General features: G+C 33.6%; 27 protein-coding genes. All 27 read left to right on the top strand.

Annotated elements, in window-relative coordinates; all coding sequences use genetic code 11:
• Nucleotides 1-81: 81 nt before the first annotated feature.
• The 27 genes from ACKI67_RS02420 to ACKI67_RS02290 all read left to right on the top strand — a co-directional run bounded on the left by ACKI67_RS02420 (nt 82) and on the right by ACKI67_RS02290 (nt 17,075).
• The gene (locus ACKI67_RS02420) at nt 82-1,881 is read left to right on the top strand and encodes a hypothetical protein (RefSeq protein WP_407461803.1); all 1,800 of its coding nucleotides are present in this window, start codon (nt 82-84) and stop codon (nt 1,879-1,881) included.
• A 194-nt stretch (nt 1,882-2,075) separates the two neighbouring features.
• Complete coding sequence (locus ACKI67_RS02415; protein ID WP_407461801.1) at nt 2,076-2,786, top strand: METTL5 family protein; 711 nt, start codon at nt 2,076-2,078, stop codon at nt 2,784-2,786.
• A 478-nt stretch (nt 2,787-3,264) separates the two neighbouring features.
• Nucleotides 3,265-4,080 carry a putative RNA uridine N3 methyltransferase gene (locus tag ACKI67_RS02410; protein WP_407461800.1) on the top strand — a complete coding sequence of 272 codons (816 nt, stop codon included), beginning with the start codon at nt 3,265-3,267 and terminating at the stop codon, nt 4,078-4,080.
• A gap of 611 nt (nt 4,081-4,691) precedes the next feature.
• Nucleotides 4,692-5,702 carry a 50S ribosomal protein L3 gene (rpl3p, locus tag ACKI67_RS02405; protein WP_407461799.1) on the top strand — a complete coding sequence of 337 codons (1,011 nt, stop codon included), beginning with the start codon at nt 4,692-4,694 and terminating at the stop codon, nt 5,700-5,702.
• Between the two features lie 12 nt (nt 5,703-5,714).
• Nucleotides 5,715-6,479: a 50S ribosomal protein L4 gene (rpl4p, locus tag ACKI67_RS02400; RefSeq protein WP_407461798.1), complete on the top strand. Its 765-nt coding sequence runs from the start codon at nt 5,715-5,717 to the stop codon at nt 6,477-6,479.
• 43 nt (nt 6,480-6,522) lie between these two features.
• Nucleotides 6,523-6,783, top strand: coding sequence for a 50S ribosomal protein L23 (locus ACKI67_RS02395; protein WP_407461797.1), 261 nt, complete (start codon nt 6,523-6,525; stop codon nt 6,781-6,783).
• A gap of 12 nt (nt 6,784-6,795) precedes the next feature.
• The gene (locus ACKI67_RS02390; protein WP_407461795.1) at nt 6,796-7,521 is read left to right on the top strand and encodes a 50S ribosomal protein L2; all 726 of its coding nucleotides are present in this window, start codon (nt 6,796-6,798) and stop codon (nt 7,519-7,521) included.
• Nucleotides 7,522-7,538: 17 nt separating this feature from the next.
• Nucleotides 7,539-7,949 carry a 30S ribosomal protein S19 gene (locus tag ACKI67_RS02385; RefSeq protein WP_407461794.1) on the top strand — a complete coding sequence of 137 codons (411 nt, stop codon included), beginning with the start codon at nt 7,539-7,541 and terminating at the stop codon, nt 7,947-7,949.
• A gap of 12 nt (nt 7,950-7,961) precedes the next feature.
• Nucleotides 7,962-8,429 carry a 50S ribosomal protein L22 gene (locus ACKI67_RS02380; protein WP_407461792.1) on the top strand — a complete coding sequence of 156 codons (468 nt, stop codon included), beginning with the start codon at nt 7,962-7,964 and terminating at the stop codon, nt 8,427-8,429.
• A 3-nt stretch (nt 8,430-8,432) separates the two neighbouring features.
• Nucleotides 8,433-9,200 (top strand): 30S ribosomal protein S3, encoded by a 768-nt coding sequence (locus ACKI67_RS02375; protein WP_407461791.1) that lies wholly within the window; start codon nt 8,433-8,435, stop codon nt 9,198-9,200.
• Between the two features lie 20 nt (nt 9,201-9,220).
• A complete protein-coding gene (gene rpmC, locus ACKI67_RS02370; RefSeq protein WP_012955660.1) occupies nt 9,221-9,427 on the top strand; it encodes a 50S ribosomal protein L29 in 207 nt (68 codons plus the stop codon).
• Complete coding sequence (gene yciH, locus ACKI67_RS02365; RefSeq protein WP_407461790.1) at nt 9,428-9,772, top strand: stress response translation initiation inhibitor YciH; 345 nt, start codon at nt 9,428-9,430, stop codon at nt 9,770-9,772.
• Between the two features lie 44 nt (nt 9,773-9,816).
• Nucleotides 9,817-10,149: a ribonuclease P protein component 1 gene (locus ACKI67_RS02360; RefSeq protein WP_407461789.1), complete on the top strand. Its 333-nt coding sequence runs from the start codon at nt 9,817-9,819 to the stop codon at nt 10,147-10,149.
• 10 nt (nt 10,150-10,159) lie between these two features.
• Complete coding sequence (locus ACKI67_RS02355) at nt 10,160-10,480, top strand: 30S ribosomal protein S17 (protein ID WP_407461788.1); 321 nt, start codon at nt 10,160-10,162, stop codon at nt 10,478-10,480.
• Between the two features lies 1 nt (nt 10,481).
• Nucleotides 10,482-10,880, top strand: a complete 399-nt coding sequence (locus ACKI67_RS02350) for a 50S ribosomal protein L14 (RefSeq protein ID WP_012955664.1) — start codon at nt 10,482-10,484, stop codon at nt 10,878-10,880.
• Between the two features lie 15 nt (nt 10,881-10,895).
• Nucleotides 10,896-11,240 (top strand): 50S ribosomal protein L24, encoded by a 345-nt coding sequence (gene rplX / locus ACKI67_RS02345; RefSeq protein WP_407461787.1) that lies wholly within the window; start codon nt 10,896-10,898, stop codon nt 11,238-11,240.
• 1 nt (nt 11,241) lies between these two features.
• Complete coding sequence (locus ACKI67_RS02340) at nt 11,242-11,976, top strand: 30S ribosomal protein S4e (protein ID WP_407461786.1); 735 nt, start codon at nt 11,242-11,244, stop codon at nt 11,974-11,976.
• On the top strand, nt 11,973-12,497 hold the full coding sequence (locus ACKI67_RS02335; protein ID WP_298534768.1) for a 50S ribosomal protein L5: 525 nt from the start codon (nt 11,973-11,975) through the stop codon (nt 12,495-12,497). Before ACKI67_RS02340 ends, ACKI67_RS02335 begins: the two co-directional genes overlap by 4 nt.
• Nucleotides 12,498-12,543: 46 nt before the next feature.
• Nucleotides 12,544-12,696, top strand: coding sequence for a 30S ribosomal protein S14 (locus ACKI67_RS02330; RefSeq protein WP_295604739.1), 153 nt, complete (start codon nt 12,544-12,546; stop codon nt 12,694-12,696).
• 14 nt (nt 12,697-12,710) lie between these two features.
• On the top strand, nt 12,711-13,103 hold the full coding sequence (locus tag ACKI67_RS02325; protein ID WP_012955669.1) for a 30S ribosomal protein S8: 393 nt from the start codon (nt 12,711-12,713) through the stop codon (nt 13,101-13,103).
• A gap of 10 nt (nt 13,104-13,113) precedes the next feature.
• Entirely contained in the window at nt 13,114-13,653 is a 540-nt protein-coding gene (locus ACKI67_RS02320; protein WP_407461785.1) for a 50S ribosomal protein L6, read from the top strand.
• 17 nt (nt 13,654-13,670) lie between these two features.
• Entirely contained in the window at nt 13,671-13,997 is a 327-nt protein-coding gene (locus tag ACKI67_RS02315) for a 50S ribosomal protein L32e (protein WP_407461784.1), read from the top strand.
• 481 nt (nt 13,998-14,478) lie between these two features.
• Nucleotides 14,479-14,925 (top strand): 50S ribosomal protein L19e, encoded by a 447-nt coding sequence (locus ACKI67_RS02310; RefSeq protein ID WP_407461783.1) that lies wholly within the window; start codon nt 14,479-14,481, stop codon nt 14,923-14,925.
• An 11-nt stretch (nt 14,926-14,936) separates the two neighbouring features.
• Nucleotides 14,937-15,518: a 50S ribosomal protein L18 gene (locus ACKI67_RS02305; protein ID WP_407461782.1), complete on the top strand. Its 582-nt coding sequence runs from the start codon at nt 14,937-14,939 to the stop codon at nt 15,516-15,518.
• Entirely contained in the window at nt 15,515-16,156 is a 642-nt protein-coding gene (gene rpsE, locus ACKI67_RS02300) for a 30S ribosomal protein S5 (RefSeq protein ID WP_292778384.1), read from the top strand. The genes ACKI67_RS02305 and rpsE overlap by 4 nt, the downstream gene beginning before the upstream one ends.
• 11 nt (nt 16,157-16,167) lie before the next feature.
• On the top strand, nt 16,168-16,626 hold the full coding sequence (locus tag ACKI67_RS02295) for a 50S ribosomal protein L30 (RefSeq protein WP_407461781.1): 459 nt from the start codon (nt 16,168-16,170) through the stop codon (nt 16,624-16,626).
• A gap of 11 nt (nt 16,627-16,637) precedes the next feature.
• Nucleotides 16,638-17,075 carry an uL15m family ribosomal protein gene (locus ACKI67_RS02290; RefSeq protein WP_407461780.1) on the top strand — a complete coding sequence of 146 codons (438 nt, stop codon included), beginning with the start codon at nt 16,638-16,640 and terminating at the stop codon, nt 17,073-17,075.
• The last annotated feature ends 241 nt before the right edge of the window (nt 17,076-17,316 follow it).

The raw sequence follows: 17,316 nt of genomic DNA, 5'->3' as shown, positions 1-17,316 counted from the left end.
AATAATTTTATTTTATTTTTAATATTTAATTTAAAAAAATAAATTTTTATGTCCTGGACTATAGGTTTAGGAGGAGGAACTATGAACAAATTATCTTTTAAAAAAATTTGGCTTTTTGCAATATCCATTTTTTTAATATTCTTAGTCAGTTGTGGAGGAATCTATGCTGCAGAAGATGCTGATTCCTATTCTGATGAAGAGATTATTTCAGATGATATTCTTGCAGATGATTCCAACTCAGAAATAATCTGTTATGAAGATAATGAGGATATTTTAAATGATGATGATATTGGAAATGATCCTGAGATAAGTACTGATTCAACTCCATATACAAATTTGTTCTATGACGAGGATCATTATGTTTTGGAGGGTAATTCGTTTGATTCCATTCAATATGCCATTGATTCAGTTGAGGACAATAGCATCATAGTGCTTAATGGTATGGATTCCAATGGAAACCCTTCCAGTTTTTATGGTAATGCTTCTCCAGGGATTTATTCTCCAATAACTATTAATAAATCTATTACATTGGATGGAAACGGCAACACTTTGGATGCCCGATTCCTTTCAAGAATATTTTCAGTGGTATCTGATAATGTGACCTTAAAAAATTTAGTTTTAATTAATGCAAAACATAATGACGCTTGGGGATATGGTTTAATCCCTGATGACATCCCTTATGATTTTGGCAGTGTTGGTGGAACAGGTGGGGTTATTAAGTGGTTTGGTGATAATGGTTGTTTAGATGGATGCATTTTTAACAATAACTTATATATAGCTCTCAATCCTTCTGGAAGGGTGATTTCTTGGGAAGGGAATAATGGCAGTATCATTGATTCCTATTTTGCTAAAAACCAAATTGGTTATTTGTATCCATGGTATGAAGAGATGTATGGCTCTACATTGATTGAGGGTTATGTCCATGGAGATGTTTTCGGTGATCTTTTTGGCGATAATGTTCTAATCAGGAATGCTTCTGTAAATATAAAGCCAAATCTTAGTATTGGAGACATTTCAATTTCTTACGGTGATTCAAATATTTTTTACCTTAATTTATCTAGCTATGGCAAGTCATTTGCAAATGAAAATATCACAATAAGCATTTTCAACAAGAAATATAACTCCACTCTTGTTTCAAGAAGCGACTCTGAAGGCATTGTAAAATTTAGTCTGGATAATTTGCCAGTAGGGGAATATACCTTATTGGTTAAGTATTATAATCTATTAATGGTAAAGGATAAAAATGTCAGTTTGGAAAGTATTGAAAACTATCTCAGTTCCAATTGTTCATTGACTATCAATAAGGCACCGGCCAAATTGGTTATTTCTTCCTATAAGACTTATTATGATTCTGGCAAGAAGTATGCTGTAAAGGTCTTGAATTCCAAAAGCAATAAGACTCTTTCTGGAGTCAAGGTTAGCTTGAAGGTTTTCACAGGCAAATCCTATAAGACCTTGACTGCAACTACAAACAGCAAGGGGATTGCAAGTTTTGCCTTGTCCAAGAATGCAGTTGGAAGCCATAAGATAGAAATCAATGCAGATGGAAATGTGAACTCCGTTAAGAAGAATTCAACAATCAGCATTTCCAAGGCCAAGACCAATATCAAGCTTTCAAAAACAAGCTTCAAGCATAAAAAGTCAGACAATCTCAAGATCACCTTAACAAACAAGAACACAAAAAAGGCAATTTCCTCACTTAAAGTTAAGGTAAAGGTCTGCACTGGCAAGAAATATAAGACATACAGCTTAAAGACTGATAAGAAAGGGCAAATAAAGATAAACACCAAATCCCTTAAAAAAGGAAGCCATAAGATCATTATCAGTTCAACAAGCAAAAATTATGCTGTAAAGAAAACAAGCACTATAAAAGTCAAATAGGATTTTTAGTTTAGTTTCATTAAAATTTTATTCAATTAAACTAATGATTTTATCATTAGTTTTCTTTTTTTATCTATTTTTAAATTATAATTTTTTTACATATTCTATTTTTAGATTTCATTAGAAAATAATTTATTGAAATAAATATTAATATATTAAATAAATAATTATATTTTTTCTATTGAGTGATCCTTATGAAAATTTCAAAAAAGAAACATCTTGAAATGATTTTGGAAAATGTTCCTAAACATCCAAATCCTAAAGTTGATCTTGAACAGTATTCCACACCTGCAACTATTGCTGCAGATTTAGTGTGGAATGCATATGGCTTAGGTGATATCAATGGCATGAATATTTTGGACATTGGATGCGGCACAGGAATATTTGCAATTGCATCTTCACTTATGGGTGCAAGTCATTCATTAGGTGTTGACATTGATGAGGAATCTATAGCTTTAGCAAAAATCACTCAAAATAGCATATCTGAGGAACATGATATAGATATAGCTAATACAAATTTCATAGTTGGAGACATTAATTCATTTAATTCAATAAATGACTTATTAAATAGCACAGATAATAAGAATATTGCTGATAATTTAATCTCATTAAATAAATTTGACACTCTCATTCAAAACCCTCCTTTTGGGTCTCAGGAGAAGGGGTCAAGGCATGCAGATAGAAAATTTATGGAGTTTGCAGTTGAGAGTGCTGAAGTGATCTATTCATTTCACATGAAAAATACTGAAGAGTTTGTCATTGATTATTATAGGAACTTGGGAGCTGAAGTGACACACAAGCTTGTCTATAAATTTCCAATACCAAAGATTTACGATTTTCATAGTGAGGAGTCTCGGGATGTTAAGGTTGTAGTCTTGAGAGTTGAAAATTTTGATAGTTTATAAATCTTTCTAAAATTTTCTTCACTTTTTTTAAAATCAATAAGTTTTTTAAATAATAATCGCTAAATAATATTATAATTATTATAAGATTTGAAGATCATTGGATTTTTCAAAAAAATATACTTTTTTTAGCAAAACCTTTATATACTATAAATTACTTAAATATTACTAATCTATATGTGTCTACATTATGTAATTTATAAGAAATTTTTAATTTTTTATTTCTTTTCATGATTTATTGGTATTAAACATCTGTCTAATGTTAAATATCAGTGTAAGAAATCATATTTTATAGGTTTTTTAATGGTTTAGCTTGGGCTATGTTTTATAACTATGTTAAATCGTGCAGATCATGAATTATTATTTTTCTTATTTTACAGATTATTTTAGATTATTTGGCAATTTAGTTCTTTTTGACTGGATGCTTTATTCTAATATTGGTCAATGTATTCCTATAGATTAAAAATTTAAATTTGATAATATGCAGAATAATAAAGTATCAGTCTTTATACCGAATTCATTCGTAGCAGAAACTAAAGACTTAAAATTAAAAACATCAAAAGTGGGTTTAATTGGTAGGGCTTTAGCTTTGTTTGAAGTGGATGAAGTTGTGGTTTATAAAGATCTTTCAATTCCTGACAGTGAACAGACAGAGGATGGAGATTTCATTGCTGAAGTTCTTCAATATATGGATACTCCACAATACCTTAGAAAAAAGGCAATTCCTATAAAGCCTGAATTAAGGCATGTTGGTATTTTGCCTCCTTTAAGAGTGCCTCATCATCCTGTTGGTCAAGCCGAATTAGGTGATTACAGACAAGGATACACTGTAAAAAGGAATAAGAAAGGTACCTTTGTAGATATAGGTATGGATAAGTTAGCATTCTGCAAAGAGCAACTTACAGTGAATAAAATATTTTCATTTAAAATCACTAAGTTTGCTAAAGAGGTAATAGTCACACCTGATGAACCAGATGACATTTACTGGGGATTTAAGACATTATCTACAAATAAAGGTCTTAAAAATAGCTTAAAATTAGTTAATCCCGACTTTGTGGTTGAGACTACAAAGTATGCAGATACAATCGATACTATTTTTGACGAATTGAAATCTAAAGTGGAAAGTTCAAATCATATAGCTATCGTCTTCGGAGGTCCATATTCTTCAATAAGCGAGAATCTGGAAAGTTCCAAATGGGAAACTATAAAGTTAAATACAATTCCAAATCAAGGAACTGAGACCGTAAGAACTGAAGAAGCTGTTATTTCAACTTTAGCTATTTTCAATATACTTTAAGCCGATAGTTCATTATTGGCTTCCGCGTTTACGTAGCGTTAATACGTAATTTTTATAAATACATTAAAAAAACATATAGATCTAAGCTTTAGCTATTGTCAGCTTTAGCTTTCAAGGATTTGCTTTATAATTAGACACTATAAAGTTTGCTCCACAACGGAGATATTCCATAAAGACATGGGATAAGTTATGAAGTCTAGACAACTTTATAATAAATCTTTGAGAAGTACATAAACAAGTTTGAGCTTGTTTTTCACGTTTATCTAGCTTTATTTAGCTTATATGCTGTTTAATTTTTGCCTCTACAGTCTTAATCTAGATATTTTTATTTAAAGTTAGGCTGTATGCCCGATCTAGATATGATCTTAGGAGACTGTATGCTAAATTATTAACTATGAACTGAATAATCAAGTTTAAACAGTGTAGAATTTTAGCGATTTGACTAAAAGAGCAAATATTGCTATTTATTCTGAGATTTGTTGATTCAAAATTCATTTTAAAAGTAGACAGTTAAAATCGAATATGATGACAAATCAAATTTTGTAAAAAATCTATTTTAATAGATTAGACTGATTAATTATAGGAAAAAACTATAGAAACGGAGGAAAAGAATGGTAAGACATCACCAACCAAGAAAAGGTTCTGTGGCATTTAGCCCTCGTAAAAGAGTAGCTAAAGAAACTCCAAGAATCAAAGCTTGGCCAAGTAATGAAGAACCAAAACTTTTAGGTCTTGCAGGTTACAAAGCAGGTATGACTCATGCTATGGTTGTAGACACCGATAAAAACTCTCCATCCAACGGTATGACTGTTTTCACTCCTGTAACTGTTTTGGAAGTACCACCCCTTGTAATAATGGGTATTAGATCATACGAAAAAACTGCTCATGGACTTAAAGCTATTACCGAAGTAATTGCAGATAATTTGGATGAAGAGCTCTCTAGGAAAATTACCCTTCCTAAAGACTATGATCAATCTGAAGCTATTGCAAAAATCCAAGACGCTTTAGAAAAAACTGAAGACGTAAGAGTTTTAGTACATACTAACCCTAAAATGGCTAGTGTACCTAAAAAGAAACCTGAAATCTTTGAATGTGCATTAGGTGGAAGTTCTGCTGAAGAAAAATTAAACTATGCACTTGATTTATTAGGTAAAGAAGTAAGAGCAAGCGATATCTTTAATGAAGGACAATATGTCGATGCTATTGCAACCACCAAAGGAAAAGGTGTCCAAGGGGTTGTCAAAAGATGGAATATTAGAATTCAATATGGTAAAGCTATGAGAAGTGGAAAAGGAAGACACGTAGGTTCCATTGGTCCTTGGTCTCCTGAAAGAACTATGTGGACTGTTGCACAAGCAGGTCAAATGGGATACCACAAAAGAACTGAATTTAATAAGAAAGTCTTAAAAATCGGAGATGTATCTGAAGTGGATGCAGTTAACCCTGATGGAGGATTTATTAGATACGGTTTAGTCAAAAACGACTACGTATTAGTTAAAGGTTCTGTCCCTGGCCCTACTAAAAGATTAGTAATTCTTAGACAAGCTATCAGACCTAAGAAAGCTGATGAAGCAGCTCCTCAAATCGAATTTATTAGTACTGCTTCAAAACAAGGTGTATAAAGGGGTTAGAAAATGAAAGTTAATGTTTATTCAATTCAAGGGGAAGTAAAAGAAGAAATTGAACTTCCTGCGATTTTTAATGAAGAATACAGACCTGACCTTATTAAAAGAGCAGTTCTCTCTGCTCAATCTGCAAGAATCCAACCTTGGGGTAATGACCCTATGGCAGGTAAAAGAACTTCTGCAGAATCCTGGGGATCCGGTAGAGGTGCAGCTATGGTACCTAGAATCAAAAGCGGTGCTAGAGCAGCATTCGTTCCACAAGCTATTGGTGGAAGAAAAGCTCACCCAGTAAGAGCTGAGAAAAATCATCACGAAAAAGTAAACAATAAGGAAAGAAGATTTGCAATCAGATCCGCTGTTGCAGCTACTACCAATGAAGAATTAGTAGCTCTCAGAGGTCACAAAATTGAAAATCTCGAACAAGTACCTGTAATTGTTGAAGATGATTTAGAAACTGTTAAGACTGCTGCTGAAACTCGTGAAATCTTTAAAGCATTAGGAGTTTACGATGACATCATCAAAGCTAAAAACAGTAAGCATATAAGAGCAGGTAGAGGAAAAACAAGAGGACGTAAATACAAATCCAGTAAAGGTCCATTAGTAGTTGTAGGCGAAGACAAAGGCATTAAATTAGGTGCAAGAAACCACGCTGGTGTCGAAGTCGTAACTGCTGAAAACTTAAATGCTGAATTATTAGCACCTGGTACTCATGCTGGTAGGTTAACTATTTATACCAAGTCCGCTGTTGAAAAATTAGGAGGATTATTCCAATAGATTCCTTTGGAATTTGTTAGGAACTTTAAGAAGGTGGATATTTATGGATCCTTATAAAATTATTGTTAAACCTCATGTAACTGAGAAAACTATGAATTTAATCGATCAAAACAATGAACTTGCTTTTGTTGTTAGAAGAACATCTACAAAAGCTCAAATCAAAAAAGCTTTTGAACAGTTATATGACCAAGAAGTAGCAAGAGTAAACACTCATATTACTACTAAAGGTATTAAATTAGCGTATGTCAAACTCACTGAAGAAGGCGAAGCTGAAGATGTAGCTGTTAAAATGGGAGTATTCTAAGGAGGATTGATTATGGGAAAACGATTAATACACCAACGTAGAGGAAGAGGAACTCCTGCTCATCGTGTTGCTTCTCACAGATTCAAAGATAAAATCCAATACAGAGCTTACGATGACTTAGAGAAAGAAGGTAGTTTAAAAGGTAAAGTCGTTGACATCATTCACGACCCTGCAAGAACTGCTCCTATTGCTTTAGTAAAATTCGAAAATGGTGAAAAAAGACATATTTTAGCTCCTGAAACCATTCAAATTGATGATGATATCGAATGCGGTATTTCAGCACCAATCAGTTTCGGTAACACATTACCACTCGCTGAAATCCCTGAAGGTACTCCAATCTACAATATTGAAAACACTCCAGGAGACGGAGGTCGTTTCGTAAGATCCTCTGGAACTTATGCTTCTTTAATTACTCACGACGCAACTCAAGCTGTTGTAGAATTACCATCTGGTGAATTGAAATCTTTCCATCCTCAATGCCGTGCAAGTATCGGTGTTGTAGCTGGTGGAGGTAGAAAAGAAAAACCTTTCCTCAAAGCAGGTGTCAGATGGCATGCATATAAAGCTAAAGGTAAGAAATTTATGACTGTTAGAGGAGTAGCAATGAACGCTGTTGACCACCCTCACGGAGGAGGTAACAGACAACACCCAGGTCGTCCAACTACTATTTCTAGACACGCACCACCTGGAAGAAAAGTCGGTTCAATTGCAGCTAAACGTACTGGAAAAAGAAGATAATTTAAGGAGATGTGTCATTGGCTAGAAAAATATTTAAATACAGAGGATATACTATTGAAGAATTAAAAGAAATGTCCTTGGACGAATTTATTGAACTTTTACCAGCAAGACAAAGAAGATCCTTAAAAAGAGGATTCTTACCAAGACAACAGTCTGTGTTGGATAAAATGAGAAAATTACAAAAATTAGACAAAAAAGGTGGAAAACCAGTAGTAGTTAGAACCCACTGTAGAGATATGATTGTTATTCCTGAAATGGTTGGAACTACTTTCGGTATCTATAATGGTAGAGACTTTGTTGAAGTAACTTTCACTCCTGAAATGTTAGGTTGCTTCTTTGGTGAATTTGCACCAACCAGAGCAAGAGTTCAACATGGTGACCCAGGTATGGGTGCTACTAGATCATCTATGTTTGTACCACTTAAATAAGGAGATTAAAACATGGCTAAAAATAAATACGCTTATAACAATAAAGATGCTGACGAATCTAAAACAGCACGTGCTATGGCAAGATCCCTTAAAGTTTCTCCAAAACATTGTGTAGAAATTTGTAGTGCAATTAGAGGCATGGATGTTGCTAAAGCAAAAGCATACTTAAATGATGTAATTGAAATGAAAAAAGCTGTTCCTTTCAAAAGACACAACAGAGATGTTGGTCACAGAAAAGGTATGAAAGGTTGGGCTGCTGGAAGATACCCTGTAAAAGCTTCTAAAGCAATTTTAAAGATAATCGAAAATGCTGAAGCAAATGCAGAATACAAAGGTATGGACGTGGAAAACCTTAAGATTGAACATATCTCTTCCCACAGAGGTATGGTCATTAGAGGAGCTAGACCAAGAGCATTTGGTAGAGTAACCCCATTCAACACTCCAACTACCCATATTCAAATAGTTTTAGTGGAGGCTTAAATAATGATAGAAAAAGATTTCGTTACAGAAGGTCTCAGAAGAACCAAAATTGATGAATATTTAGAAAAAGAACTCGAAAGAGCAGGTTACGGAGGAATGGAAATCCAAGTTACTCCTTTAGGAACTATGGTTATCGTTTATGCTGAAAGACCTGGTATGGTAATCGGTAGAGGTGGAAAAACCGTAAGACAAATTACCCAAAACCTCAAAAACAAATTCGATTTGGATAACCCTCAAGTTGAAGTTAAAGAAGTGGATGTTCCTGAGTTAAATGCTAGAATCATGGCTGCTAAAATTGCAAACATGCTCCAAAGAGGTATGCACTTCAGAAGAGTAGCATATTCCACCATCCGTAGAATTATGGGTGCTGGCGCTCAAGGTGTAGAAGTTACCATTTCCGGTAAAATCAGAGGTTCAAGATCTGCTGTTGCTAAATTCACTGAAGGATACATTAAAAAATGTGGTGAACCTGCAACCAGATTTGTAGAAGAAGGTTTTGCAACTGCACCTTTAAAACCTGGTGTTTTAGGTATTGTTGTTAGAATCATGCCTCCTGAAGCAGTTTTACCTGATAAAGTAGATATTCTTGCTCCTATTGCTGAACCTGCAGAAGAAATTGTTGAAGAAGAAGTGGCTGAAGAAGTTGTCGAAGAAGAAGCTGAAGAAATAGTCGAAGCTGAAGAAGACCTTGAAAGCTTAGAAGAAATCGAAGAAGTTGAAGAGGATCTTGAAGAACTCGAAGCAGCTACCGAAGATTCCGAAGAGGAATAAATCTTTAAGGAGTTGAGAAAATGGCAATTTTAAGAAGTAAAGAAATTTGGGAAATGGAAATTGAGGACATCGAAGAAAAATTGGTGGAACTCAAAGCTGAACTCGCTAAAAACGTTTCCAAAAGTGCTGCTGCTGGAGTTAATGAAAACCCTGGTAAAATTAGAGAACTCAAAAGGACTATTGCTCGTGTTCTTACAATTATGAACCAAAAACAGAAGGAGAATTAAATGTCAAAAATCTGTGATGTATGTGGTCTTCCTGAAGAACTTTGTGTTTGCGAAGAAATTGCAAGAGAAGTTCAAGCTGTAAAAGTGTTTACAGTAAGAAGGAGATTTGGAAAATTAATGACTATCGTCGAAGGTATAGATGAACATGATATAGATATCAAGGAACTTACTAAGACTCTTAAAGCTAAATGCGCTTGCGGTGGTACCGCTAAAAAAGGTCAAATTGAACTTCAAGGTGACCATAAAGTAAGAGTCAAGGAAGTCTTATCTGAAATGGGATTCTCTTCTGACACTATTGAAATCAGAGATTCTGATAAAAAATACAATAAAAGAAGAAGACGTTAATCCGGTCATTACTTAAATCTTAATTCACATACTAGAGGCTTAGAATGATAAGCTCAAAGAACATATTCTATCATGAATTAATTGGGTTAGAACTTAAGGTTGTTGACAGTTCCAATCCTTCCTTAATTGGACTTTGCGGAACAGTCATCGATGAGACCAAAAAGACTTTATTGATTGAAGTGAAAGAAAAGGTTCAGGATAAAGACTTAAGTTCTAATCAGAATGATTTTAATTTTATTTGTAAGGAAAAATTAATTCAGAAAGATGTTTCTGTATTTCAATTTAAAGTTCCAGATGGAACAATTGTTGAAATTGATGGTAAAATATTGTTGAATCGTCCTGAAGATAGGATAAAAAAAAGATATAAAAAAATTTAATGGTGATAAAATGGTTGGTCTTAATGTTAAGGAACCAGAAACTAAATGTGATGATCCTAACTGCCCTTTCCATGGTAATTTATCTGTTAGAGGACAAGTCCTTGAAGGAGTTGTTACTACCAATAAAGCAGAAAGGACTATTACTGTAGAACGTAGTTTCTACAAATTCATTAGAAAATACGAAAGATACGAAAAAAGAAAATCAAGAATAAATGTTCACAAACCTGATTGTCTTGATGTAAAAATTGGTGACTCTGTAAAAATTGCAGAATGTAGACCTTTAAGTAAAACTAAACATTTTGTATTAGTTGAAGTAAAAGGTGATGATTAGAATGAAACCTACTACATCTAGCGTAACAAAAGCATTACCAATTGGTGCTAGACTTCAATGTGTCGACAACACCGGAGCTCGTGAAATTGAAATCATTTCCGTAAAAGGGTTCAAAGGTGTACGTAGAAGACTCGACGTAGCTGGAGTTGGTGACATGGTAGTTGCTTCTGTTAAAAAAGGAACTGCTGACATGAGAAGAGAAGTTGTAAATGCAGTTGTTGTAAGACAGAAAAAAGAATACAGACGTGCTGATGGTCTTCGTGTAAAATTCGAAGATAACGCTGCAGTTATCATTACTCCTGAAGGAGTATTGAAAGGTTCTGAAATCAGAGGACCTGTTGCTAAAGAAGCAGCTGACAAATGGCCTTCTGTAGGTAGTGCAGCAAGCATATTAATTTAAGTTTATGGTGATTAAATGTCAATTCAACCAAGAAAACAAAGAAAAGCTCTCTACACTGCTCCTTTACACATTCGTCGTAAAATCATGAGTGCTAATTTAAGCAAAGATTTAAGAGCAGACATTGGTAAAAGATCTTTACCAATAAGAGTTGGAGACAAAGTTCAAGTTGTTCGTGGAGACTTTAAAGGTCATGAAGGAAAAGTTGAATCTATTGATGCAAAAAGATACAAAGTTACCGTTGAAGGAGTTACTTTAAGTAAACCTGACGGAAATGCTGTATTACTTCCTATTCACCCTTCCAACTTGATGATTATTGAAGCTGATTTAAAAGATGAAAGAAGAATAAATATGGAGGAATAAGATGGCAAAAATGGGATCTAGAAAGCATCTTAAAAGGTATAAAGCACCTAAAAGCTGGCCTATCCATCCAAAAGAAGACACTTGGACAGTAAAACCTGCTCCTGGTACTCACGCTATTAACGATTCTTTACCTTTACTCGTTATTATCAGAGACATTTTAGGTCTTGCTGATAACTCCAGAGAAGCAAAAAGAATCATTAATACTGGTAACGTTTTAATTGATGGAAGAGCTGTAAAAGATTATAAATTCCCTGTAGGTTTTATGGATGTTTTAACTATTCCTAAAACTGAAGAAAATTACAGAATCCTTTTAGATACTAAAGGAAGATTAACTTTACACCCAATAACAGCAGAAGATGCAAGTTACAAATTAGCTAAAATCGTAAACAAATCTACTATTAAAGGCGGAAAAACCCAATTAAACCTTCACGATGGTAGAAACGTTTTAGTTGATGAAGATGTATATGCAGGTCAAGATGTTGTTTGCATTGCTGTACCTGAACAAGAAATCAAAGAAAACTTCAAATTTGATGAAGGTGTAGTTGTTCTTGTTACTGGTGGTAAGCACACTGGTGAACTTGGTAAGATCAAAGAAGTCATTGTAGACGAATCTTCTAAACCAAACACTGTAGTAATTGAAAAAGCAAACGATGACACTTTCTTAACCTTAAAAGAATATGCATTTGTTATTGGTCAAGATGAACCAGCTATTGACTTATTGGAGGTTAACCAATGAACCCAATGAACGAAGTTATCATTTCAAAAGCTACTATCAACATTGGTGTTGGTGAAGCTGGTGAAAAATTATCCAGAGCTATGACTCTTATTGAAAATATGACTGGTCAAACTCCTGTAAAAACCTATTCAAAAGTCACTAACCCTGAATGGGGTATCAGAAAAAGACAACCTATTGCATGTAAAGTAACTCTCCGTGGAGAAAAAGCTGAAGATGCAATTAAATTGGTTTTAGAAGGTATCAACAACAAATTAAGACCTAGTCAATTTGATGCACAAGGTAATGTTTCTTTCGGTATTAGAGAACATATTGATATTCCTGGAATGAGATACGATCCAGATATTGGTATTTTTGGTATGAATCTTTCTATCACCTTTGAAAAACCAGGTTATAGAATTAAAAGAAGAAAAATCCAAAAGAAATCTATTCCAAAAAGACATAGAATCACTCCTGAAGAAACTATGAAATTTATGGAAGAAAAATTCAATGTTACTATTGCAGAGGAAGAAGACTACGAATAATCCTACTCTAAAATAGTGATTGAGATTATTAAAATAATATGTTAAGGTGATTATATTGCCAAGAAAATACGGAAAAGCAGCAAAAAAATGTAGCCGTTGTGGAGATCACTCTGCTATTGTAAGCAGATACGGACTCAACTTATGTAGGCAATGTTTTAGAGAAATTGCTCCTAAAATAGGATTTAAAAAATATAATTAAGAAAGGTGTTTATTATGACTCTTATGGACCCTCTTGCTGATGCTTTAACAAACATTAGAAATAACGAACGTCAAGTAAATGACCACTGTACTATTTCTCCAGCATCCAAATTGATTGGACGCGTGTTAAGCACTATGCAAAAAGAGAATTATATAGGTGAATTTGAATTTATAGATGACAACAAAGCTGGAAAATTCGAAGTAGAATTGGAAGGTAACATCAACCAATGTGGTGTAATTAAACCTCGTCATGCTGTAAAGAAAGATGAATTTGAGAAATTCGAAAAAAGATATTTACCAGCAAAGAACTTCGGTATCTTAATCGTAACTACTCCTGAAGGTATCATGACCCACAGAGAAGCTAAAGAAAGAGGTATCGGCGGACGTTTGTTGGCTTACATGTATTAGGTGATTAAATATGGTATTAGCTGCAGCTATAAGGGAAGAAATTGAAATCCCTGAAGGCGTTGAAGTTATAATTGAAGATGAAGTTACTGTAAAAGGACCAAATGGTGAAACTTCCAGAAAATTTACTTATCCTAATGTAACTATTTCAAAAGAAGATAATCTTGTTGTTCTTGAAACCGCTTTCCCTAAAAAGAAAGACAAATCCATGATTGGAACTACTAGAGCTCACATCAACAATATGATTACTGGTGTAACCGATGGTTTCACTTATCATATGAAAATTGTATTTGCTCACTTTCCAATGGCTGTAAAAGTTCAAGACAAAGAAAAAATTGTTACTATTGAAAACTTTATTGGAGAAAGACATCCAAGATCTTCAAAAATCGTTGGAGATGCTAAAGTTCAAGTTAAAGGTGATGAAGTAATCATTACTGGTATTAACAAAGAAGATGTTGGTCAAACTATGGCTAACTTAGAACAAGCTACTAAAATTAGAGGTAAAGATCCTAGAGTATTCCAGGATGGTATCTATTTAACTAGTAGAGAATAGTTATAATGGTGATTTGAATGAGTAAAGATTTTAAAAGACAAGAATATGCTCGTTATAAAAAATTAGGAACCAAATGGAGACGTCCTAGAGGAAAAACTAGTAAAATGAGAAGATACGAAGCAGGTAAACCTGCAATGCCATCTATTGGTTATCGTACTCCTAGAGCTACTAGAGGATTACATCCTTCTGGTTACAAAGATGTTCTTGTTAATAACATGAAAGAATTAGAAGCACTTGACGGCGAAACTGAAGCTGCAAGAATCAGTGCTACTATTGGTAAACGTAAAAAAGAATTGATGTTAGCTAAAGCATCAGAATTAGGTATAAAAGTATTAAACAAATAAATCTGAAAAATTTATATTTTTCATATGATAGATGATAAAACTAAGTTTTTTCATTTCCTAAAAATTGTTAAGCGATTTAATTTAAAGTAAATTTTTAAAATTATAAATTTATAAAGCTTACTTGTAAGAAAAATAGGGGCGTTGTATAAAGTTGGTAAGGGATTATTGAGTACGTCTTTAACCTCATACCACAACATATATGACAATGATTCTAATCAATTAATTGATTCGGGAATTTAGTATAATAAATTCTTGGATAAAGGTTAAATAATTAATTGTGTGTAATTTAATGAGTAAATTTATGGAAAATTTATTTTTTAAATATATTGGCCAAAAGTCAAGCAAAAGAATCTTTTTTCTTATTAAAAGCTACAATTAAATTAAAACAATTAAAACAACAAATGAATTTTAATTTATTTGAATTAAGGGAAACTTGAAGAAATTATTCAAGTTTATCAGCTAACTAAATGGAGGATTATTAATGAATCTTACTACACAAAAAAGATTAGCTGCTAGTATACTTAAAGTTGGAGTAAACCGTGTATGGATAGACCCTGATGAAATTGAAGAAGTTTCTAGAGCTATTACAAGAGACGGTATCAAACAACTTATAGATCAAGGTATTATCAAAGCTAGACCAAAAACTGGTATTAGTAGCTACAGATCTAAGAAAATCAAAGAACAAAAGAAAAAAGGTAAACGTAAAGGAAGAGGTAGTATCAAAGGAGCTAAAAACGCTCGTACTCCTAAAAAACAAGTCTGGATGAAAACTATCCGTGCTTTAAGAACTGACTTAAAAGAAATGAGAGATGCTGGTGAAATTGACCCTACTACCTACCGTAAATTATACAAAATGGCAAAAGGTGGAGCTTTCAGAAGTAAATCTTACATGAAAACTTACGCTAGAGACCATGATTTAATTAAATAGGAGGAATGGACTTGGCAAGCGGATCAAATTATAAAGTAGCATTCAGAAGAAGAAGAGAAGGTAAAACTGACTATGCTACTAGAGCAAAATTAGTTGGTGTAGATAAATCCAGATTAGTTGTAAGAATTTCCAATGCTAATTGTATTGTTCAAGTAATCAATGTTGGTAAAGACGGTGACGAAACTGTTGTATCAGCTCACAGTAAAGAATTAAACAAATTAGGATGGTTAGCAGGAAACAAAAACACTAGTGCTGTTTATTTAACTGCATACTTATGTGGTAAAAAAGCTGTTGCAGCAGGTGTTGACTATGCTGTTGCAGATATCGGGTTAAAATCTCCTATTAAAGGGGCAAAAGTATTTGCTGCTGTTAAAGGTGCAGCAGATGCTGGTTTGAATGTTCCATACGGTGAATCTATTGTACCTACTGAAGACAGGATCAACGGTGAACATATTGCAGAATATGCTGAAAGCTTAGATGATGAAGAATTAAATAAAAAATTCTCCCAATACTTAGCTAGAGGTCTTCAACCTACTGATTTACCTAAACACTTTGAAGAAATTAAAAATAAAATTGACGAGGCTGAATTATGAGCTTTAATATGGATGATTGGGAACCTAAAACCAATTTAGGTAAAGAAGTAAAAGCAGGCAATATCACTGATATTGATGAAATCTTCGAAAAAGGTCTCCCTATAATGGAATTAGAAATTGTAGATGCATTACTCCCTGATTTAGAAGAAGAAGTAATGGATGTAAATTTAGTTCAAAGAATGCACAAATCTGGTAGAAAAGTTAACTTTAGAGTAATTGTTGCAGTAGGTAACAAAAACGGTTACGTAGGTTTAGGACAAGGTAAAGCTAGAGAAGTAGGTCCTGCTATCAGAAAAGCTGTAGATAACGCTAAATATAACATTATAAAAGTAAGAAGAGGTTGTGGAGATTGGGGTTGTGTTTGTGGAAGACAACACACTGTTCCTTTCAAAGTAACCGGTAAAGCAAGTAGTGTAAACGTAACCTTAAGACCTGCTCCTGCAGGTGTAGGACTCGCTATCGGTGACGTAGGTAAAACTATTCTCTCTCTTGCTGGTATTAAAGACGTATGGTCTCAAGCTAGTGGACAAACCCAAACTACTGTAAACTTCGCTAATGCTGTATTTGAAGCATTAAAAGAAGCAAGCAGAATGAAAGCTTCAGAACAAGACCTTAAAAATATGGGAGTAATTCAATAAACGGTGGTATCATGTATTTAGTAATTAGAATTAGAGGTACTACTGGTGTTAAACAAGGCATTGCTAGTACTTTAGAAATGTTAAGACTCAACAGAATTAGTCATGCTGTATTAGTTGAAGAAAACCCAAGTTACAAAGGTATGCTCCAAAAAGCAAAAGACTACATCACTTGGGGAGAAGTAGATTTAGAAACTCTCACTGAACTTGTAGAAAAAAGAGGAAGAATAGTTGGTGGAGCTCGTCTCAGCGAAGAATACTTAGCAGAAAACACCGATTACTCTACTTTTGAAGAATTGGCTAATGCATTAATCAACGGTGAAATCAAAGCTCAAGATATTGATATGAAACCTGTATTCCGTTTACATCCTCCAAGAAAAGGATACAAAGGAATTAGACATTCTGTAAAAGAAGGTGGATCCTTAGGTTACAGAGGCGAAGATATTAATAATCTTGCAAAAAGAATGGCTTAAGGGTGGATTAAATGATAAGAAAAGGCAAAAAGATTAACAAAATGAGAGGTTCCAGATCTAACGGTGGAGGCTCTGTTAAAAGAAGAAGAGGTGCTGGTAACAAAGGTGGTAAAGGTAAAGCTGGAGCTGGAAAACACCACTGGTCCACTACCGTAATTGAAAACAGATATTACTTCGGTAAACATGGTTTCAAAAGACCTCAAAAAACTATCCACAAATCTTATCCTGTCAACTTAAACTTCTTAAACGACAAAGCTGAAGAGTTTGTAGAAAAAGGAATTGCAACCAAAGAAGATGACATGATTGTTATTGATGTAACTGAATTAGGTTACAACAAAGTTTTAGCAACCGGTTCTCTTGACATTCCTTTAGTTGTCAAATCTCCTGCATTCTCTGAAACTGCTATTGAAAAAATAGAAGAAGCTGGCGGAGAAGCTGTAGAACTTTAACTCCGCTTTTCCAGGCCTTCGGCCTGCAAAACCGGAACCAAAACTCTTTTCACTAGTTGGGAGTGTTATGCTCTTTAACTAGTTTTCATTCTTTTTTTAATTCATTTTTTTATTTAATTTTAATTTATTTTTACACTAGTTTTATATTATTTTTAGATTAATTTTACACTAAATTTTTACACTAATCTTATCAAATTTTTAAATAATCCTATTTTCAAATTTTCATAATTTTTATTAAAAT

The sequence above is a fragment of the Methanobrevibacter sp. genome (assembly GCF_045577275.1).
Taxonomy (GTDB): domain Archaea; phylum Methanobacteriota; class Methanobacteria; order Methanobacteriales; family Methanobacteriaceae; genus Methanobrevibacter.
The sequence above is the reverse complement of the archived record's forward strand: the minus strand, read 5'-3'. Positions and strand labels throughout refer to the sequence as shown.